The following is a 16,960-nucleotide window of genomic DNA, read 5'->3' as shown; positions in this document are numbered from 1 at the left end:
GGGGGTGACGGGTCGAATTATCGGGTGAGTTTCTTGTACGTCAGTGCCGTCGGCCGGTCGGCGGCGTCGCCGAAGCGGCGGCGCTTGTCTTCCTCATAGGCTTCGAAATTGCCTTCGAACCATTCGACATGGCTGTCGCCTTCGAAGGCGAGGATGTGGGTGGCGAGGCGATCGAGGAAGAAGCGATCGTGGCTGATGACCACGGCGCAGCCGGCAAAGCTTTCCAGCGCTTCTTCGAGCGCGCGCAGGGTTTCGACGTCGAGGTCGTTGGTCGGCTCGTCGAGCAGCAGGACGTTGCCGCCCTTGACCAGCATCTTGGCCATGTGGACGCGGTTGCGTTCCCCGCCCGACAGCTGGCCGACCTTCTTCTGCTGGTCCGGCCCCTTGAAGTTGAAGGCACCGACATAGGCGCGGGTCAGCACCTCGTTCTTGCCGAAGTAGAATTTGTCGTTGCCGCCGGAGATTTCCTCCCAGACGTTCTTGTTGGGCTCCAGCGCGTCGCGCGACTGGTCGACATAGGCGAGCTTGACGGTGTCGCCGATGCGGATGTCGCCGCTGTCGGGCGTTTCCTGGCCGGTGATCATGCGGAACAACGTCGTCTTGCCGGCGCCATTGGGGCCGATGATGCCGACGATGCCGCCCGGCGGCAGGCTGAAGCTGAGGTTTTCGAACAACAGCTTGTCGCCATAGGATTTGGTGAGGTTGTTGGCCTCGATGACGGTGTTGCCCAGCCGTTCCGGGATCTGGATGAGGATCTGGGCGCTGCCGAGGCGGCGGTTGGCCTGTTTTTCGACAAGCTCGTCGAACGCCTTGATGCGCGCCTTGGACTTGGTCTGGCGCGCCTTGGCGCTCGACCGGATCCATTGCAATTCGTCCTTGATCGCCTTTTCGCGGCTTTCGTCCTCGCGTTCCTCCTGCGCCATGCGCTTCGACTTGGCTTCGAGCCAATCCGAATAATTGCCTTCGAACGGGATGGCACGGCCGCGATCGAGCTCCAGCACCCACTTCACGACATTGTCGAGGAAGTAGCGGTCATGGGTGACGAGGATCGCCATCCCCTTGTATTCCTTGAGGTGATTTTCCAGCCAGGCGACGCTTTCGGCGTCGAGGTGGTTGGTCGGCTCGTCGAGCAGCAGGATGTCGGGCTTTTCGAGCAGCAGCTTGCACAGCGCGACGCGGCGCTTTTCACCGCCCGACAACTTTTCGACGGGGGAATCGCCCGGCGGGCAGCGCAGCGCGTCCATGGCGATTTCGAGCTGGTTGTCGAGCGTCCAGCCATCGACCGCGTCGATCTTTTCCTGCAGGCCGCCCATTTCCTCGAGCAGCTTGTCGAAATCGGTCGAGTCCTGCGGATCGGCCATTTCGGCGCTGATCGCGTTGAAGCGCTCGACAAGGTCGGCGACGGGACGGACGCCGTCCATGACATTGCCGCGCACGTCCTTGGTCGGGTCGAGCTGCGGTTCCTGCGGCAGATAGCCGACGGTGATGCCTTCGGCGGCCCAGGCTTCGCCGATATATTCCTTGTCGATGCCGGCGATGACCTTCATCAATGTCGACTTGCCGGCGCCGTTGGGACCGATGATGGCGATCTTGGCGCCGGGCAGGAAGCTGAGCGTGATGTCCTTGAACGCCGGCTTGTTGGCGCCGGGATAGGTCTTGGACAGACCCTTCATGACATAGGCGTATTGATAGGCCACTTTGGGGGCTTTCGGATTCGGGAGGATGGATTGCGTGCCGTCTAGCGGATCGGCGGCGGCAGTTCAAACAATGCCCGTCAGACGAGATCGGGGTCGGCGGTGAAGACGATGGTCAGCCATTGTTCGGGGCCGGTGCCGCCCAGCGCCTGGCCGATTTCGTGGCGGATGGCGTCGAAATCGGTGATCGAGGCGACCGGCATGTCGGCCGGGACCAGAAACGAGATCTCGATGAAGCGGGCGCGGCCGACTTCGACGGCATAGCTTTTGAAGTCGAGAAAGCCGTGGCGCGCCGCCGCAGCCTCGGCCGCGGCCTTCACATCGGCGTCCATCTCCTTCGAGGTAATCAGGAAAATCTCGGCAAAGGCCTGGCGCGCGGTGCGCAGCGGCACCGGCAGCAGCACCGGCGCCAGCACCGCCAGCACCGCCGGGTCGACATAGGGCGTCAGATATTCCAGCCGCGTGCCCTTGATGGCAAGGGCGCCGGCAAAGGCGATGAGCAGCGCCAGGGTGATCAGCGCCGACATCAGCCAGCTGTGCACTTCGAGCGCGATCAGTTCCGATTCGAGCCGTTCGTTGACGCGGCGCAGCCGGAACGCCATGCCGAAGCAGATCACCGCCACGATCGCTGCATAGACGATCCCCATGTCGAAACGCAGCGCATGACCGCCGGTGAGCAGGCCCTGGACCGCGTTGAGAAAGGCATAGCCGCACAGCAGCACCAGCACCGACGCGTTGAGCGCCAGCACCAGCGGTTCGAGATGCCAATAGCCATATTGGAAGCGGTGGCTGCCTTCGCTGGCGAGCAGCCGGGCCACCACCAGCGTCACCACGCCGACGACGGCATCGATGCTGGAAAACAGCCCGTCGAAGACGATCGACATCGACCGCGACAAAAGGCCGATGAGCACCCCGGCGCCGGCGACACCGACGGTGGCGACGATCGAGCCCTTCAGCAGCGACGCTTCGAGCTGGCTGCGAAGCGCCGTGACGGTGCGGGCACGTTGCTGGCTCATGCTGGCATTGCCATGCCGCAAGTCAGGCCGGTTGAACAGTCCGGCCCCGGGCCGCGGCGCGCAGCATGACGACGCCGGTATAGAGAACCACCGCCACCACCACCCAGCGCAGCGTCGCCAGCGGCAGCGACTTTACGATATAGGCGGCGACGAGGACCGCGGGGATGCCGCCCAGCGCCAGCGACAGCACCAGCTTCAGGTCGATGCGGTCCGACTTGATGAAGCGCAGCGCGCTGGCCGGCATCATCAGCGCGCCGGCGCCGGCCATGATCGGGAAGACGGCCACGGGGTTGAGCCCGAACAGACTGAACATCGCCAGCATCGGCGCGTAAAAACCGATGCCGACGGTCATCAGCGCGCCGATGATGAAGCTGCCGACCAGCACGATGGCAAAGGGCAGCGGTGCCAGCGACCGCGCCTCGCCGCCGGCCGGCATCAGCCCAAGGCCGGCAGCAGCGAAGAAGCCGCCCGCCAGCAGCAGCGCGATGCCGATCGTCAGCTGGATGGTCCGCACCGGCAGCCGCACCGCCACCGGCGCGCCGACGAGCGCGCCCGCCACCGCCGCCGCGATGGCGGCGACGAGCAGCACCGGGTCGACCTCCACCAGCGTGATGTAGATCAGCCCCTGCGCGAGCGTGGGCAGCGCATAGCCGCTGATCATGACGCCGGGGATGAAGCTGTCGGGCACCAGCTTGCGCAGCTTGAGCCACGCCGTCGTCGGCGCGAACGAGCCGATGCCGAGCGTGTCGAAGAAGTTGGTGACGGCACCGAGCGCCACCCCCTCCCCCTTCAGCCCGAGCGCCCCGCGGCGTGACGCCGTGCGCAGCAGCACGATGGCATAGGCGATCGCCGTGACGACGAGCACCATCAGCAGGATTGCAACCACTTGACCCCCATTTTTCCGCCATGCCGCACGGCCGCAAGCGGATGGTGTAACAGCCGGATGCCGGCCTGTCCCCTGCCTGCACCCGCGGCTTGCACGGGGCGGGCGAACGGCTATGACCGCGGGGCTTTCCAGCCATGAGGGTCCCACCGATGCGCCGCCCGTTCCTGCCCGCCCTGCTGCTCGCCGCTGCCTTCACCGCGCTTCCCGCCGGGGCCGCGACGCGGCTGGAACAAGCGGCCGTGGTGCGCGACGCGGCGCTGGCGAAGTCGGAGGCCTGGCCGATGCTCGCGGACCTGACGACAAATGTCGGCCAGCGGCTGGCAGGCACCGAGGCGGAGGCGCGCGGTCGCGACTGGGCGGTGAAGGCGATGAAGGCCGCGGGGTTGACCAACATCAAGGTCGAACCCTTCCCGCTGCCGGTGTGGACGCGCGGCGCCGAAAGCGCCGAGATCGTTGGTGCGGCTGGCGCCGAAACTGGCGGAACCGGGCAAAAGCTCGCCATCGCGGCGCTCGGCTACAGCGGTGCGACGCCGCCCGAGGGCATCACTGCGCCGGTCGTCTATTTCCCCGATTACGCAGCGCTGGAGGCAGCGGCGCCCGGCAGCCTCGCCGGCAAGATCGCCTTCATCGACCATCGCATGATGCGTGCGCAGGACGGATCGAGCTATGGCACCAACGGCGCCGTCCGCCGGTCGGGACCGGCGCTGGCGCAATCGAAAGGCGCCGTCGCGACGCTGATCCGCAGCCTTGGCACCGATTATCACCGCAACCCGCACACCGGCGGCACCGTCGCCGCGCCCGGCACCGTGCCGATCCCTTCGGCAGCGCTGTCACTGCCCGATGCCGAGCTGCTGGCGCGCCGGCTGCAGGCCGGGCCGGTGTCGGTCAAACTCGTGTCGACGCCGATGACGCGCCCCGGCGGGTCGGCCAATGTCTCGGGCGAGATCCCGGGCCGCGTGCCGGGCGAAATCGTCGTCATCGGCGGCCATCTCGACAGCTGGGACATCGGCCAGGGCGTCATCGACGACGGCGCCGGCATGGCGATCACGCTGGCGGCCGCCAAGGCAATCAAGGACTTTGGCAAGGACGCCGGGGTGCAGCCCCGCCGCACCATCCGCGTCGTCTTCTGGGGCGCCGAGGAACTGGGGCTGATCGGCGGCCGTGCCTATGCCGAAGCGCACAAGGGCGAGAACATCGTCCTGGCCGGCGAAAGCGATTTCGGCGCCGACCGCGTCTGGCGGGTATCGTCGAAGGTCGCCGAGGCCGGCCTGCCGCTGGTGGCCGAGATCGGCCGCGTGCTGGCGCCGCTCGGGGTCGCGCCGACGCGCGACAACGGCGCCGGCGGCGGTCCCGATGTCGGGGCGCTGGGAGCGCTGGGCGCCGGCATCATCGACCTGGAACAGGACGGCACACGCTATTTCGACCTGCACCACACCCCCGACGACACGCTCGACAAGGTCGATCGCGCCCAACTCGACCAGAATGTCGCGGCCTGGGCGGCGGCGACCTGGCTGGCGGCGAGCGACGACCGGCCGCTGCGGACGAAATAGCGCGGGCGCCAGCCGGGACCCGGAGTTGGCCCCCGCCTTTGCGGCTGTGGCGGAATGGCGGGCGCCGCGTCAGCCGGCGAGCATCCCCGTATGTTCGAGCAGGATGCCGAGGCCGATCGCGATCAGCGCGAGGCCGCCGACCCGTTCCGCCGTCTTGCCGAAGCGCAGGCCGACGGCCTTGCCGATGAGCATGCCGATGGTGGTGAGGACGAAGGTCGAAAAGCCGATTGCGGCGGCGATGACCCAGATGTTGGCGCCGATGAAGGCCAGGCTGACGCCGACCGCTGCGGCATCGATGCTGGTGCCGATGGCGGTGCCGACCAGCGCCCAGCGTCCCGACCGCGGCGCCGGGGCGTCGGTTTCGACCGGCTGGCGGCTCTGGCGGATCATGTTGGCGCCGACCAGCGACAGCAGCGCAAAGGCGATCCAGTGATCGATGGCTTCGACAAAGCCGGCGGCGAGCAGCCCGAGCGACCAGCCGATCAGCGGTGTCAGCCCTTCGATGACGCCGAACACCAGCCCGGCCTTCAACGCCGCCGGGACATCGGGCCGATGCGCGGCGCCGCGGCCGATCGCGGCGGCAAAGGCATCGGTCGACATGCTGAGCGACAGGATGGCGATGGCCGCTGGTGTCATGATCAGGTCCGCCGGGCGCGTGCGACAGCGCACTTCGCACCCTGCCGGTGGGGCAGCGAAGCACGCTGGTCTCGCCAAGCGGGCTGGCCCGCCGATCGCACCACGCCGCCCGAAACGGGCCGCGAGCATGTTGACACGATCCCGGCCTAGAGACGCCGGAAGCTACTCCCCAACGCCGGCGTAACTATCCGCCGCACCGCGATCCTGCAAGACGAATCGGCGTGCCGCCAGGGCGGGTCGGCGTGCCGCCGGTTCAGTCACCCAGGCGCCAGTTGAGAGTCAGGTTGGCGACATGGTTGACGCGGTGGTCGCCGCGGTTGCGTTCGATCTGCGCCATGTACCCGCCTTCGAAATTAAGGCGGGGGTGGACGGGGACAAGGGCGCCGACAAAGGCGCGGATCTGGCGGACGCCGCTCTGTTGCCCCCAGTCGGTGTCGTTGAGACCGACCAGCGCCTCGCTCCACAGCAGCGGGCCGGCGCTGCCTTCCCCCTTCAGCGGTGCCTGCACCCGCACCAGCGCCCGCGCCCGCCAGCCGAGATCCTGCGCGCTTTCGATGGTGCGTTGTTCCAGCCGCAGCCGCGTCGTCACGATCAACCGGTCCGGGTCCCGGTAGATCGGCAGCAGCAACTGCTGCCACATCCGGTGTTCGCTGGTGACACGGCCGCCGCGCGGCGCGTTGCGCTGAAAATGATAGCCGAAAAGCGCGTTGAAATCCGGCCCGATGCGGACGCCGAAGCCGGTGCGAGCGATCATCGGGTTGAGCTGCGACACGTCATTGGCAAGGCGCGGCTGCACCTCGATCCAGACCATCGGCTTGACGCCCTTGCCGGGTTCGATCGGACCCTGGAGGATGGCGGTCGCCCAGAGTTGCGTATCGTCGGCACGCGCGGCGGCGGGCGCCAGCGCCAGCACGGGCGCCAGCACGGCAGCAAGATGGCGCCTGGCGCCGCGCAAATCGGTCATGGGAACCCTATTTCAACAATCCGCCGAGCAGCCCGCGCAGCAACTGGCTGCCGAAGGTGCCGCCAAGCTTGCGACCGACCGACGTGGCCGCCGATCGCGCCGTCGATTCGATCATCTTTTCGGCAAAGCTCTTGGGTTGCGGGCGGGCAGCGGTGCGCGCGGCGGCGGCGCGCTCGCGTTCCAGCGTCTTGGCGGCAGCGGCTGCCTCGCGGGCGGCAGCGGCGGCGGCGCTGGCGTCGAGCTTGGCCTTCAGCGCCGCGGCCTTGTCGGCCTCCGTTTTCGCAGCGGTTTCGGCGGCGCGGCTGTTGAGCATTTCCCACGCCGATTCGCGGTCGATGCCTTCGTCATATTTGCCACCCAGGGGCGAGGCGTTGACGATGGTGGCGCGTTCGGCGGGCGTTACCGGTCCGACCCGGCTGCGCGGCGGCGCGACCAGCGTGCGTTCGACCGGCGTCGGCGCGCCGTCGGCCATCAGCAGTGATACCAGTGCCTCGCCGACCTTCAGCTCGGTGATCGCGGTGACGACATCGACATCGGGGTTGGCGCGGAAGGTTTCGGCCGCCGCCTTGATGGCGCGCTGGTCGCGCGGCGTGAAGGCGCGCAGCGCGTGCTGGACCCGGTTGCCGAGCTGGCCGGCGATGCTTTCGGGAATGTCGATGGGGTTCTGGCTGATGAAATAGACGCCGACGCCCTTGGACCGGACCAGCCGCACCACCTGTTCGACCTTGTCGAGCAGCGCCTTGGGGGCTTCGTCGAACAGCAGATGCGCCTCGTCGAAGAAGAAGACCAGCTTGGGCTTGTCGGGGTCGCCGACTTCGGGAAGCGTGCTGAACAGTTCCGACAACAGCCAGAGCAGGAAGGTCGCGTAGAGCCGCGGGGACTGCATCAGCCTGTCGGCGGCGAGGATGTTGACGCGGCCGTGGCCATTGGCGTCGACGCCGATGAAATCGGTGATGTCGAGCGCCGGTTCGCCGAAGAAATTGTCGGCGCCCTGGGTTTCGAGCTGGAGCAGCTGGCGCTGGATGCTGCCGATGCTGGCCTTGGTGACATTGCCGTATTTGGTGCTGATTTCGGCGGCATTGTCGGCGCAGAACGACAGCATCGCCTGCAGGTCCTTCAGGTCGAGCAGCAGCAGCCCCATGTCGTCGGCATAGCGGAAGGCGACCGACAGCACCCCCTCCTGGGTGTCGTTGAGGCTCATCAGCCGCGCCAGCAGCAGCGGCCCCATTTCGGAAATCGTCGTGCGAATGGGGTGGCCCTGTTCGCCGAACAGATCCCAGAACACCACCGGGTTGGCGGCATAGTCGTAATCGTCGATGCCGATTTCGGCGGCGCGCTTGCCGGTCCAGGCGGCGGCGTCGCTGCCTTTCATCGCCATGCCGGCGATATCGCCCTTCACGTCGGACAGGAACACCGGCACGCCCTGGCGCGAAAAGCCTTCGGCCAGCGTCTGCAGCGTCACCGTCTTGCCGGTGCCGGTGGCGCCGGCGATCAGGCCGTGGCGGTTGGCGCGTTTGAGCACCAGCGCCTGGGGGTGCTGTTCGCCTTTTCCGATGAAGATGCTGTCGGCCATTCTGCGGTGTCCCCCGGGAAGCGTCGGCACGGCGATAGCCGGTTTTGCCGATCGGGTTAAGGGGTGCGCCTAAAGGCCGACGCGCCCGCCCACCGCGGCTGCGACCGCCGCGAACACCGCGGCATTGGCGCCGGTGGCCGGCGCCCCGGCGTCGCTCGACCGGCGCAGGGCGATATCGAGCGGGATGCGGCCGAGGAAGGGGACGCCCATCGCCAGCGCTTCGGCTTCGGCGCCGCCATGGCCGAAGGGGTCGCTGGCCTCCCCGCAGTGCGGGCAGACATAGCCGCTCATGTTCTCGACGACGCCGAGCACCGGGACGCCGACCTCCGCGAACATGGCGACGGCGCGGCGCGCGTCGATCAGCGCCAGGTCCTGCGGGGTCGAAACGATGACGGCGCCGTCGGGCTTGAGCTTTTGCGCCATCGTCAGCTGGATGTCGCCGGTGCCCGGCGGCAGGTCGATGACGAGCACGTCGAGCGCGCCCCAATCGGCCTTTTCGACCATCTGCAGCATCGCCGAGCTGGCCATCGGGCCGCGCCAGATCACCGCCTTGGTGGGGTCGGTCATCATCCCCATGCTGAGCGCCTTGATGCCGTGCACCGCGACCGGCTGCAGCTTGCCGTCGTCGATCCGCGCGCGGCCGGAAATGCCGAGCAGCGTCGGCACCGACGGGCCATAGATGTCGGCGTCGAGCAGCCCGACGCTGTTGCCGGCGCGCGCCAGCGCAATGGCGAGGTTGGCGGCGACCGTCGATTTGCCGACGCCGCCCTTGCCGCTGGCGACGGCGACGATCTTGCGGATGCCGGGCACGGTGGTCGCCACCGGGCGCGCCGTGGCCGCCGGCGCGCTGGCGCGGTCGGCGGTCAGGATGATCCGCGCCGCGGTCACGCCGGGAACACGGTTGACCACCGCCTCGACACTGGCCTGCAGCCGTTCGGCGGCGGTGCGATCGAGGCCGTCGACCGACAGCACCAGGCCGACGCTGCCATCGGCCTTGACCACGATCCCGGCGGCGCGGCCGCTGGTGACGATGTCGCCGGCGGCATCCCCCGCACCCTGCCGAAGCGGGTCCGCAACGCCGCGCAGCGCCGCCGCCACATCATCCTTGACCGTCATTCCATGCCCCTTTTCCGGCTGCCGGCGCCAGCGACATCGTCGCGCCCTCGCAATCCCGGATTACGGATCGTATATAGTGTTCTCACAGCCGATGACGAGACTTGGGATTCTGGATGCCGGTGCACAACAACAATGACGGCGGGCCCTGGGGCGATACTCCGGAGGACACCGCCAACGACAGTCCGGCACGCGGCGGCGCCGAGTCCGGCCCGCGCAACCCGAACCCCTGGGGGGAGGCGCCGCCGCGGCGCGCCCCCGGCCCGCGCCCGACCGGGACCCGCGACATCGACGACCTGCTGCGCCGCGGCCAGGAAAAGCTGCGCACGTCGTTCGGCGGCGATGGCAACGGCGACAATCCGGTCGGCGACTTCTTCGGCGGCAACGCCTGGCTATGGGCGCTCGGCGCGATCATCGCCGTGTGGGTGGTGGCGACCAGCTTCTACCGCGTCGATGCGCAGGAGCGCGGTGTCGTGCTGCGCTTCGGGCGGTTCGTCGGCGTCACCGACCCGGGCCTGCAGTTCAAGGCGCCCTGGCCGGTCGACACCGTCATCCTGAGCAAGGTCGAACAAATCAATTCGGTCGACATCGGTGCCACCGAGGGTTCGGCCGAAAATCTGATGGTCACCGGCGATCAGAACATCATCAACCTGGCCTATGCCGTGCGCTGGAAGATCAAGAACCCCGAGCTGTTCCTGTTCGAGCTCGCCGAGCCCGAGCAGACGGTGCGCGAAGTCGGCGAATCGGCGATGCGCGCCGAAATTTCCAAGGCGACGCTCAACGATGCCATCGGCCCGCAGCGGGCGCAGATCGCAGAACTGGTGCGCGAGCGCATGCAGGAAATCCTCGACAGCTATCGCTCGGGGATCGAGGTCCGCGGCGTCGACATCAAGCAGGCCGATCCGCCGGCCGCCGTCGATGATGCGTTCAAGGACGTGTCGGCCGCGCAGCAGGATGCGCAGCAGTATCTCAACCAGTCGCGCGCCTATGCCCAGCAGCTGCTCGCCAGCGCCCAGGGTGCAGCGGCGGCGTTCGAGGCGGTCTATGCCCAGTACAAGCTGGCGCCTGAAGTGACGCGCAAGCGCATGTATTTCGAAACGATGGAAAGCGTGCTGTCGAAGGTCGACAAGACGGTTGTCGAAACCGGCGGCGTGCAGACCTATCTGCCGCTTCCCGAAGTGCGCCGCCGTGCCGCGTCGGCCGAGCCAAGCGCCGTCGACGCCGCGTCGAACAGCGCGTCCGGCAAGTCAGGACAGTAAGATGAGCCTTTTCCGCAACCCCATCGTCTGGGCCATCGGCGCCTTCACCTTGATCGTCGTGGCCATGGGCACGCTCTACACCGTCCACGAGACCCAGCAGGTCGTCGTGCTGCGGCTCGGCAAGCCCGAACGCATCGTCAATGCCTATGACCCCAAGGCGCCGTTCGGCACCTCGGGTGCCGGGCTGGTCGCCAAGGTGCCGTTCATCGAAAACACCATCTTCGTCGACAAGCGCGTGCTCAACCTCGACATGGAGCAGCAGACGGTGCTGACCACCGACCAGCTGCGGCTGGTCGTCGATGCCTTTGCCCGCTTCCGCATCACCGACCCGCTGCGCATGGTGCAGACCGTCGGCACCGAACAGAATCTCAACGACGCGCTGCGGCGCATCCTGGCGTCCAAGATGCGCAACGAACTCGGCAAGCAGCCGTTCGCGGCGCTGCTCAGCCCCGAGCGGACGGCGATGATGGACGACATCCAGACGACGGTGAACCGCCAGGCCAAGCAATATGGCGCGGAGATCATCGACGTGCGGATCAAGCGCGCCGACCTGCCCAGCGGCGCGCCGCTCGAATCGGCATTCCTGCGCATGCGCTCGGCGCGCCAGCAGGAAGCTGCGACAATCCGTGCCCAGGGGCTGAAGCAGGCGCAGCTGGTCCGCGCCGATGCCGATGCCCAGGCCGCCAGCACCTATGCCGGCAGCTTCGGCAAGGACCCGCAATTCTATGCCTTCTACCGGGCCATGCAGGCGTATCGCACGACCTTCACCGATCAATCCTCGACGGTCGTGATGTCGCCCAATAACGAATTCCTGCGGGAGTTCGAAGGCCGGCAGACAAACCGATAGTCCGCGAGGTTGCCGTAATGATCAAGGTTGTTCATCGCGGGTTAGTTTCGAAGGCGGCATAAGCCCCGCCGTGCTATTGTTGCGTCGACTGTGTTCTGCCCCCGGAATAGTGTCGTTTCGCTTCGCACATGTCTTCCGACTTGAAAGCCTGAAAGGTTCCCTTCCCTTGCGCATCGCTCGCAGCCTTGTCCCCGCCGCCCTTGTCCTTGGCGGTGCCGCCGTCGTCTTCATGCCGTCGTTCGCCCAGGCGCCGGCGCCCGCAACCAGCCAGCCGGCGCAGAACGCCACGCCGCCGGCGGTGCCGATCGCACCCCCGGGCGGTGCGCCGCGCAGCTTTGCCGACCTGACCTCGCGGCTGTCCCCGGCCGTCGTCAACGTGTCGACGACCCAGAAGGTCGAAGTCGGCAAGATGCGCGGCGGTGCACCCGGCTCGCCGCTGGAGGAGTTGTTCCGCCGCTTCCAGGAGCAGCAGGGCGACGGCGGAGCGCCGGTGACGCGCGAGGCGACCTCGCTCGGGTCGGGGTTCATCATCGACCCGACGGGCTATATCGTCACCAACAACCACGTCATCTCGGCGGGTGAAGGGCGCGGCGCGCCCGTCGACACCATCACCGTCACGCTGTCCGACCGGCGCGAATACAAGGCCAAGCTGATCGGCCGCGACACGCTGACCGACATGGCGCTGCTCAAGATCGACGCCAAGGACCTGCCGTTCGTCAAGTTCGGCAATTCGCAGAACGTGCGCGTCGGCGACTGGGCGATCGCCATCGGCAATCCGTTCGGCTTGGGCGGCACCGTCACCGCGGGCATCGTCTCGGCGCTGCACCGCAATATCGGTTCGGGCCAATATGACCGCTACATCCAGACCGATGCGTCGATCAACCAGGGCAATTCCGGCGGCCCGCTGTTCGACCTCGAAGGCAATGTCATCGGCATCAACACCGCGATCTTCTCGCCGACCGGCGGCAACGTCGGCCTGGGCTTCTCGATCCCGGCGGAACTCGCCTATCCGGTCATCCAGCAGCTGCGCGCCACCGGCACCGTCAAGCGCGGCTATCTGGGCGTCGGCATCCAGCCGCTGACCACCGACATCGCCGCCGGCCTGGGCCTGCCCAAGGACAAGGGCGAAATCGTCGCGTCGGTCGAGCCGATGGGCCCGGCGGCACGCGCCGGCATCCGCCAGGGCGATGTCGTGGTGCGCATCAACAACAGCGATGTGACCTATGACAACACGCTGAGCTACATCGTCGCCAACACGCCGGTCGGCACCACCGTGCCGATCGAGGTGATCCGCGAGGGCCAGCGCAAGACGCTGAACGCCACCGTGGCGCAGCGTCCGGCCGAATCGGTCGTGCAGGCCCGCGCCGGCATCACGCCCGATGGCGATGAAGACACCGCCGACGCGACCAAGGACGCCGAAGCCGCCAAGGCCAGCCTGGGCATCACCCTGCAGCCGCTGACCGCCCAGTTGCGCCAGCAGCTGCGCATTCCGGAAACCACGCGCGGTGTCGTCATCGCAGGCATCAACCCCGGCAGCGACGCGGCGAGCAACGGCCTGCAGCGCGGCGACGTGATCCTGCAAATCAACCAGCGTCCGACGACGACGCCGGCCGAAGCCGCCGCCGCCGTCGATGCGGCGAAAAAGGCCGGGCGCGACACGGTGCTGATGCTCGTGCAGCGCGGTTCGATGCCGCCGACCTATCGCGGCGTCAAGCTCAACAGCGCCAAGTAACCGCAGCCTCGTACCCGTCACATGGGCTGATGCGTTGGGTCGGCATCCGGTATAATCCGGGTGCCGGCCCAATGTCGTTCAGGAGTTCGCCATGCCCCTCACCACCGATGCCGAAATCGGCGAGCTGCTCGCCGCCGCGCGCACCATCGCTTTGGTCGGCGCCTCCGACCGGCCCGAACGCGCCAGCCATGGCGTGATGGGCGCCTTGCAGGACCATGGCTTTCGCGTGCTGCCGGTCAACCCGTCGATCACCGGCGAGCATGTGCTGGGCGAATATGTCTGGGAAAGCCTCGACCAGCTCGGCATGGACATCGACATCGTCGACGTCTTCCGCCGCTCCGACGCCGTCGAGCCGATCGTCGACGAAGCGATCAAGGCCGGTGCCCGGGCGATCTGGATGCAGCTTGGCGTCGTCAACGAAGCCGCCGCTGCCAAGGCCGAGGCGGCCGGGCTGAAGGTGGTCATGGACCGCTGCATCAAGATCGAACTGCGACGGCTGGGGATTCCGGCGATCGCGCAATAGCGAACGACTACGTCACCCCGCCTTTGCCGGGGTGACGGGATGATCGGGGTTCATTCCGCCTTTGCCCGCCGCGCTGCGAACAGCTTCAACGCATGGTCGAGCCGGGCCAGCACTTCGCCGTGGAGCGCGGCGTTGGCAGCGGCGATGCCGTGGAACACCGGCAGCGGCTTGTTGAAGGCCAGCGGCGCGCCATGGCGATCGGTGACGACGCCGCCGGCTTCGGTCAGAATCAGCGCCGAGGCGGCGACATCCCATTCGGCAATCGTGCGGCCCTCCAGCCAGGCATCGGCCTCGGCACTGGCCAGCTTGGCCATGCGCAGCGCCAGGCTGTTGGGCTTTTCGACCGTCTCGCCCGGCCAGGGGGACGGCCAGAACGGCGCCGACAGATTAGCGGCGTCCATCGGCAGGCGGACGCCCTGCAGGCTGGGCAGGTCCGCCACGCGCAGCGGCAGGCCGTTGCAGGTCGCGCCCTGCCCCCGCGCCGCGACGAACAGCTGCTGGCGCGCCGGCGCCGCGAGCGCCGCGACGGTGACGGCATTGTCCTCGACCAGCGCGACCGAGACCGCCCAACCGGTGCGGCCCTGGACGAAATCGCGGGTGCCGTCGATCGGATCGACGACCCATACCCGGCGTAACGACAGGCGATCGGCCGTGTCGGCGGTTTCTTCCGACAACCAGCCATCATCGGGACGCGCGCCGAGCAGCGCCGCCTTCAACAGCGCATCGACCTCCAGATCGGCGATGCCGACCGGGTTGCCGGGGGATTTTTCCCACCAATCGGACCGGGCATGGAAATGCCCGAGTGCGAGGACGGCGGCAGCGCTGGCAGCTTCGACGGCGAGGGTCAGGTCGGACCGGTTCACCGCCACGCCGTCATGCGCCGGCGATCGTCATGCCATCGATGCGCAGGGTCGGCACGTTGGTGGCATGGCGGAAGCTGAGGTCATCGGCGGCGACCAGCGCCTTGAACATATCGACCAGGTTGCCGGCGATCGTCACTTCGGCGACCGGCACGGTGATCTCCCCATTTTCGATGAGAAAGCCCGACGCGCCGCGACTGTAGTCGCCGGTCAGGCCGTTGACGCCCATGCCGATCAGTTCGGTGACATAGAAGCCGCGGCGGATATCGGCCATCAGCGCGGCGGGCGTGACGCTGCCGCCTTCGAGATGCAGGTTGGTGGCGCCGGCGCCGGGCGGGCCGGAGGTGCCGCGCGCGGCATGGCCCGTCGGCGCCAGGCCGAGCTGGCGAGCGCTCGCCGAATCGAGCAGCCAGCCGGTCAGCTGGCCGTGGTCGATGATGCGGGTGATGGCGACCGGCAGGCCTTCGCCATCGAAACCGCGCGAGCGCAGGCCGCGGCGGCGCAGCGGATCATCGACAATGGTGATCGACGGGTCGAACACCACGGTCCCCAGCGCATCCTTGAGGAACGAGGTGCCGCGCGTGATCGCGCTGCCGGTGATGGCGCCGATGAGATGGCCGACCAGCGACGAACCGACACGCGGATCGAAGACGATCGGCAGGGTGCCGGTTTCCAGCTTGATGGGGTTGAGGCGGCGCACGGCGCGTTCGCCGGCGCGCGCGCCGATGATGGCCGGGCCTTCGAGATCGGCGAAATGCCGGGCGCTGTGCCAGGCATAGTCGCGCTGCATGTCGCTGCCTTCGCCGGCGAGAACGCTGGCCGAGGCGCCATAGCTGGTCGAGCGGCGGCCGCCGCGAAAGCCGGTCGAGGTCGCCAGCGCCGTCACGGCGCGGCCGGCGGAAGCGCCGCCGCCTTCCGAATTGGTGACGCCGGCAACGGCGCGCGCCGCGTCTTCGGCGGCCATGGCGAGGTCGCGCAGCGATCCGGCCTCGGGGTCGCTGCCATCGTCGATGTCGAGATCGGGGATCGCCCCGGTCAGCAGCCGGTCGGCGGGCGCCAGCCCGGCCCATTTGTCCTCGGGTGCCAGCCGCGCCATGGCGACGACGCGTTCGGCCGCCACCGCGAGCGCCGCCGGCGACAGGTCGGACGACGACACGCTGGCGGATTGCTGGCCGACGAAGACGCGGATGCCGACCTCCTCGCCCTCGCTGCGGCCGATGTCCTCCAGCTTGCCGAGGCGGACGCTGATCGAGGTCGAGCCATCGCCGACATAAAGCGCGTCGGCGGCGTCGGCCCCGGCAGCGCGGGCCGCGTTGAGCGCGGCATCAAGGCGATCGAGAGCGTCGGGGACTGTGAGCATGCGCCAGACTTAGGGTGTCAGCGCAGTGCACTCAACCCCACGACGGCGCAGGCGGCGAACACCAGTGCCCCGGCGGCGCGGTTGGCGCGGAACAGCCGCAGCGCATTGGCAGGCGATGTGTCGCGCAGCGCCGCGACCTGCCAGGCGAAGTGCAGCGCCACCGGCACCAGCGCGGCGACGGCGAGCGGGTCGCCGCCGGCCTGCCACAGCGCCGCACCCCAGAGGGCGACCGCGGCGGCGTAAAAGGCCGCCACCCCCGGCCGGGCGCGGGGCCCCAGCGCGCGCGCCGAGGATTTGATGCCGGCCATGGCGTCGTCCTCGATATCCTGCAGCGCGTAGATGGTGTCGTAACCGAGCGTCCAGGCGACGCCGCCGGCATAGAGCAGGCCCATCGCCGGCGCCGGATCCGCCACCGCGACAAAGCCGACCAGCGCCCCCCAGTTGAAGGTCAGCCCCAGCCACGCCTGCGGCCACCAGGTCAGCCGCTTCATGAACGGATAGGCGGCGACGAGGGCGAGGCTGGCGACCGCGACCAGCTGTGCCAGCGGGCGCAACTGCAGGACGACGAACAGGCCGACGAGCGACAGGGCGACGGCGAAGGCGAAGGCCTTTTTCACCGAGATCGCGCCGCTGGCGATGGGCCGCGCGCGGGTGCGCTCGACCTGGGCATCGAGATCGCGGTCGATGATGTCGTTCCACACGCAGCCGGCGGCGCGCATGGCGAGGCTGCCGATGCCGAACCAGACGATCAGTGCCCAGTCGGCGACCAGCCCGTCGGCGAGCGCGACGCCCCAGGCGCACGGCCAGAACAGCAGCCAGCTGCCGGCGGGGCGGTCGAGGCGCGCCAGCCGGGCATAGGGGCGCACGCCGGCGGGCAGGCGATCGATCCAGCTCGGCTGGGCGTCGGGGGTCGCGTCTTGATCGGATGCTGTGCTAGCCACGCCGCC

The 16,960-nt window shown here is 68.4% G+C and carries 15 protein-coding genes; 5 read left to right on the top strand and 10 right to left on the bottom strand.

Annotation, left to right across the window (positions count from 1 at the left end; translation table 11 throughout):
• Positions 1 to 17 precede the first annotated feature (17 nt).
• The 3 genes from ettA to GGQ62_RS16710 form a co-directional block, all read right to left on the bottom strand.
• Positions 18 to 1,697 carry an energy-dependent translational throttle protein EttA gene (gene ettA, locus GGQ62_RS13020; protein ID WP_167649627.1) on the bottom strand — a complete coding sequence of 560 codons (1,680 nt, stop codon included), beginning with the start codon at positions 1,695 to 1,697 and terminating at the stop codon, positions 18 to 20.
• A 77-nt stretch (positions 1,698 to 1,774) separates the two neighbouring features.
• On the bottom strand, positions 1,775 to 2,710 hold the full coding sequence (locus GGQ62_RS13015; protein ID WP_152578720.1) for a cation diffusion facilitator family transporter: 936 nt from the start codon (positions 2,708 to 2,710) through the stop codon (positions 1,775 to 1,777).
• A 22-nt stretch (positions 2,711 to 2,732) separates the two neighbouring features.
• Positions 2,733 to 3,596 carry a TSUP family transporter gene (locus GGQ62_RS16710; RefSeq protein WP_207790535.1) on the bottom strand — a complete coding sequence of 288 codons (864 nt, stop codon included), beginning with the start codon at positions 3,594 to 3,596 and terminating at the stop codon, positions 2,733 to 2,735.
• Positions 3,597 to 3,745: 149 nt separating this feature from the next.
• On the opposite strand from GGQ62_RS16710, the gene GGQ62_RS13005 reads away from it, so the two are divergent.
• The gene (locus GGQ62_RS13005; RefSeq protein ID WP_243446257.1) at positions 3,746 to 5,146 is read left to right on the top strand and encodes a M20/M25/M40 family metallo-hydrolase; all 1,401 of its coding nucleotides are present in this window, start codon (positions 3,746 to 3,748) and stop codon (positions 5,144 to 5,146) included.
• Positions 5,147 to 5,215: 69 nt separating this feature from the next.
• Here GGQ62_RS13005 and GGQ62_RS13000 read toward each other — a convergent pair whose 3' ends face one another.
• From GGQ62_RS13000 to GGQ62_RS12985, 4 genes are all read right to left on the bottom strand, one after another.
• Positions 5,216 to 5,782 carry a manganese efflux pump MntP gene (locus GGQ62_RS13000; RefSeq protein WP_152578718.1) on the bottom strand — a complete coding sequence of 189 codons (567 nt, stop codon included), beginning with the start codon at positions 5,780 to 5,782 and terminating at the stop codon, positions 5,216 to 5,218.
• 253 nt (positions 5,783 to 6,035) lie between these two features.
• Positions 6,036 to 6,746 carry a DUF2490 domain-containing protein gene (locus tag GGQ62_RS12995; RefSeq protein WP_152578717.1) on the bottom strand — a complete coding sequence of 237 codons (711 nt, stop codon included), beginning with the start codon at positions 6,744 to 6,746 and terminating at the stop codon, positions 6,036 to 6,038.
• Between the two features lie 7 nt (positions 6,747 to 6,753).
• On the bottom strand, positions 6,754 to 8,319 hold the full coding sequence (locus GGQ62_RS12990; RefSeq protein ID WP_152578716.1) for a helicase HerA-like domain-containing protein: 1,566 nt from the start codon (positions 8,317 to 8,319) through the stop codon (positions 6,754 to 6,756).
• Positions 8,320 to 8,388: 69 nt separating this feature from the next.
• Positions 8,389 to 9,435: an Mrp/NBP35 family ATP-binding protein gene (locus GGQ62_RS12985; RefSeq protein WP_152578715.1), complete on the bottom strand. Its 1,047-nt coding sequence runs from the start codon at positions 9,433 to 9,435 to the stop codon at positions 8,389 to 8,391.
• 113 nt (positions 9,436 to 9,548) lie between these two features.
• On the opposite strand from GGQ62_RS12985, the gene hflK reads away from it, so the two are divergent.
• The 4 genes from hflK (at position 9,549) to GGQ62_RS12965 (ending at position 13,793) form a co-directional block, all read left to right on the top strand.
• Positions 9,549 to 10,691 carry an FtsH protease activity modulator HflK gene (hflK, locus tag GGQ62_RS12980; protein WP_152578714.1) on the top strand — a complete coding sequence of 381 codons (1,143 nt, stop codon included), beginning with the start codon at positions 9,549 to 9,551 and terminating at the stop codon, positions 10,689 to 10,691.
• A 1-nt stretch (position 10,692) separates the two neighbouring features.
• Positions 10,693 to 11,538: a protease modulator HflC gene (gene hflC / locus GGQ62_RS12975; RefSeq protein ID WP_152578713.1), complete on the top strand. Its 846-nt coding sequence runs from the start codon at positions 10,693 to 10,695 to the stop codon at positions 11,536 to 11,538.
• A 229-nt stretch (positions 11,539 to 11,767) separates the two neighbouring features.
• Positions 11,768 to 13,270 carry a Do family serine endopeptidase gene (locus GGQ62_RS12970; RefSeq protein WP_152578738.1) on the top strand — a complete coding sequence of 501 codons (1,503 nt, stop codon included), beginning with the start codon at positions 11,768 to 11,770 and terminating at the stop codon, positions 13,268 to 13,270.
• Positions 13,271 to 13,361: 91 nt separating this feature from the next.
• Entirely contained in the window at positions 13,362 to 13,793 is a 432-nt protein-coding gene (locus tag GGQ62_RS12965) for a CoA-binding protein (RefSeq protein WP_152578712.1), read from the top strand.
• Between the two features lie 50 nt (positions 13,794 to 13,843).
• Here GGQ62_RS12965 and GGQ62_RS12960 read toward each other — a convergent pair whose 3' ends face one another.
• Genes GGQ62_RS12960 through ubiA form a run of 3 tightly spaced genes read right to left on the bottom strand, consistent with a single transcriptional unit; the run spans position 13,844 to position 16,954 of the window.
• Positions 13,844 to 14,656 (bottom strand): inositol monophosphatase family protein, encoded by an 813-nt coding sequence (locus GGQ62_RS12960; RefSeq protein ID WP_153401437.1) that lies wholly within the window; start codon positions 14,654 to 14,656, stop codon positions 13,844 to 13,846.
• Positions 14,657 to 14,666: 10 nt separating this feature from the next.
• The gene (locus tag GGQ62_RS12955; protein ID WP_152578710.1) at positions 14,667 to 16,013 is read right to left on the bottom strand and encodes a TldD/PmbA family protein; all 1,347 of its coding nucleotides are present in this window, start codon (positions 16,011 to 16,013) and stop codon (positions 14,667 to 14,669) included.
• A gap of 17 nt (positions 16,014 to 16,030) precedes the next feature.
• Positions 16,031 to 16,954: a 4-hydroxybenzoate octaprenyltransferase gene (gene ubiA / locus GGQ62_RS12950; RefSeq protein WP_152578709.1), complete on the bottom strand. Its 924-nt coding sequence runs from the start codon at positions 16,952 to 16,954 to the stop codon at positions 16,031 to 16,033.
• Between the last annotated feature and the right edge of the window lie 6 nt (positions 16,955 to 16,960).

The sequence above is a fragment of the Polymorphobacter fuscus genome, assembly GCF_011927825.1.
In the GTDB taxonomy this organism is placed as follows: Bacteria; Pseudomonadota; Alphaproteobacteria; order Sphingomonadales; family Sphingomonadaceae; genus Sandarakinorhabdus; species Sandarakinorhabdus fusca.
This window is presented reverse-complemented; position numbering and strand designations above follow the sequence as displayed.

Excerpts from the sequence above, each read along its gene's own strand:
- GGQ62_RS13005 (WP_243446257.1), top strand. The coding sequence starts at position 3,746 with ATGCGCCGCCCGTTCCTGCCCGCCCTGCTGCTCGCCGCTGCCTTCACC.
- GGQ62_RS12955 (WP_152578710.1), bottom strand. The coding sequence starts at position 16,013 with ATGCTCACAGTCCCCGACGCTCTCGATCGCCTTGATGCCGCGCTCAAC.
- GGQ62_RS12990 (WP_152578716.1), bottom strand. The coding sequence starts at position 8,319 with ATGGCCGACAGCATCTTCATCGGAAAAGGCGAACAGCACCCCCAGGCG.
- GGQ62_RS13000 (WP_152578718.1), bottom strand. The coding sequence starts at position 5,782 with ATGACACCAGCGGCCATCGCCATCCTGTCGCTCAGCATGTCGACCGAT.
- hflC (WP_152578713.1), top strand. The coding sequence starts at position 10,693 with ATGAGCCTTTTCCGCAACCCCATCGTCTGGGCCATCGGCGCCTTCACC.
- GGQ62_RS12985 (WP_152578715.1), bottom strand. The coding sequence starts at position 9,435 with ATGACGGTCAAGGATGATGTGGCGGCGGCGCTGCGCGGCGTTGCGGAC.
- hflK (WP_152578714.1), top strand. The coding sequence starts at position 9,549 with ATGCCGGTGCACAACAACAATGACGGCGGGCCCTGGGGCGATACTCCG.
- GGQ62_RS12965 (WP_152578712.1), top strand. The coding sequence starts at position 13,362 with ATGCCCCTCACCACCGATGCCGAAATCGGCGAGCTGCTCGCCGCCGCG.
- GGQ62_RS12995 (WP_152578717.1), bottom strand. The coding sequence starts at position 6,746 with ATGACCGATTTGCGCGGCGCCAGGCGCCATCTTGCTGCCGTGCTGGCG.
- GGQ62_RS13015 (WP_152578720.1), bottom strand. The coding sequence starts at position 2,710 with ATGAGCCAGCAACGTGCCCGCACCGTCACGGCGCTTCGCAGCCAGCTC.
- GGQ62_RS12970 (WP_152578738.1), top strand. The coding sequence starts at position 11,768 with ATGCCGTCGTTCGCCCAGGCGCCGGCGCCCGCAACCAGCCAGCCGGCG.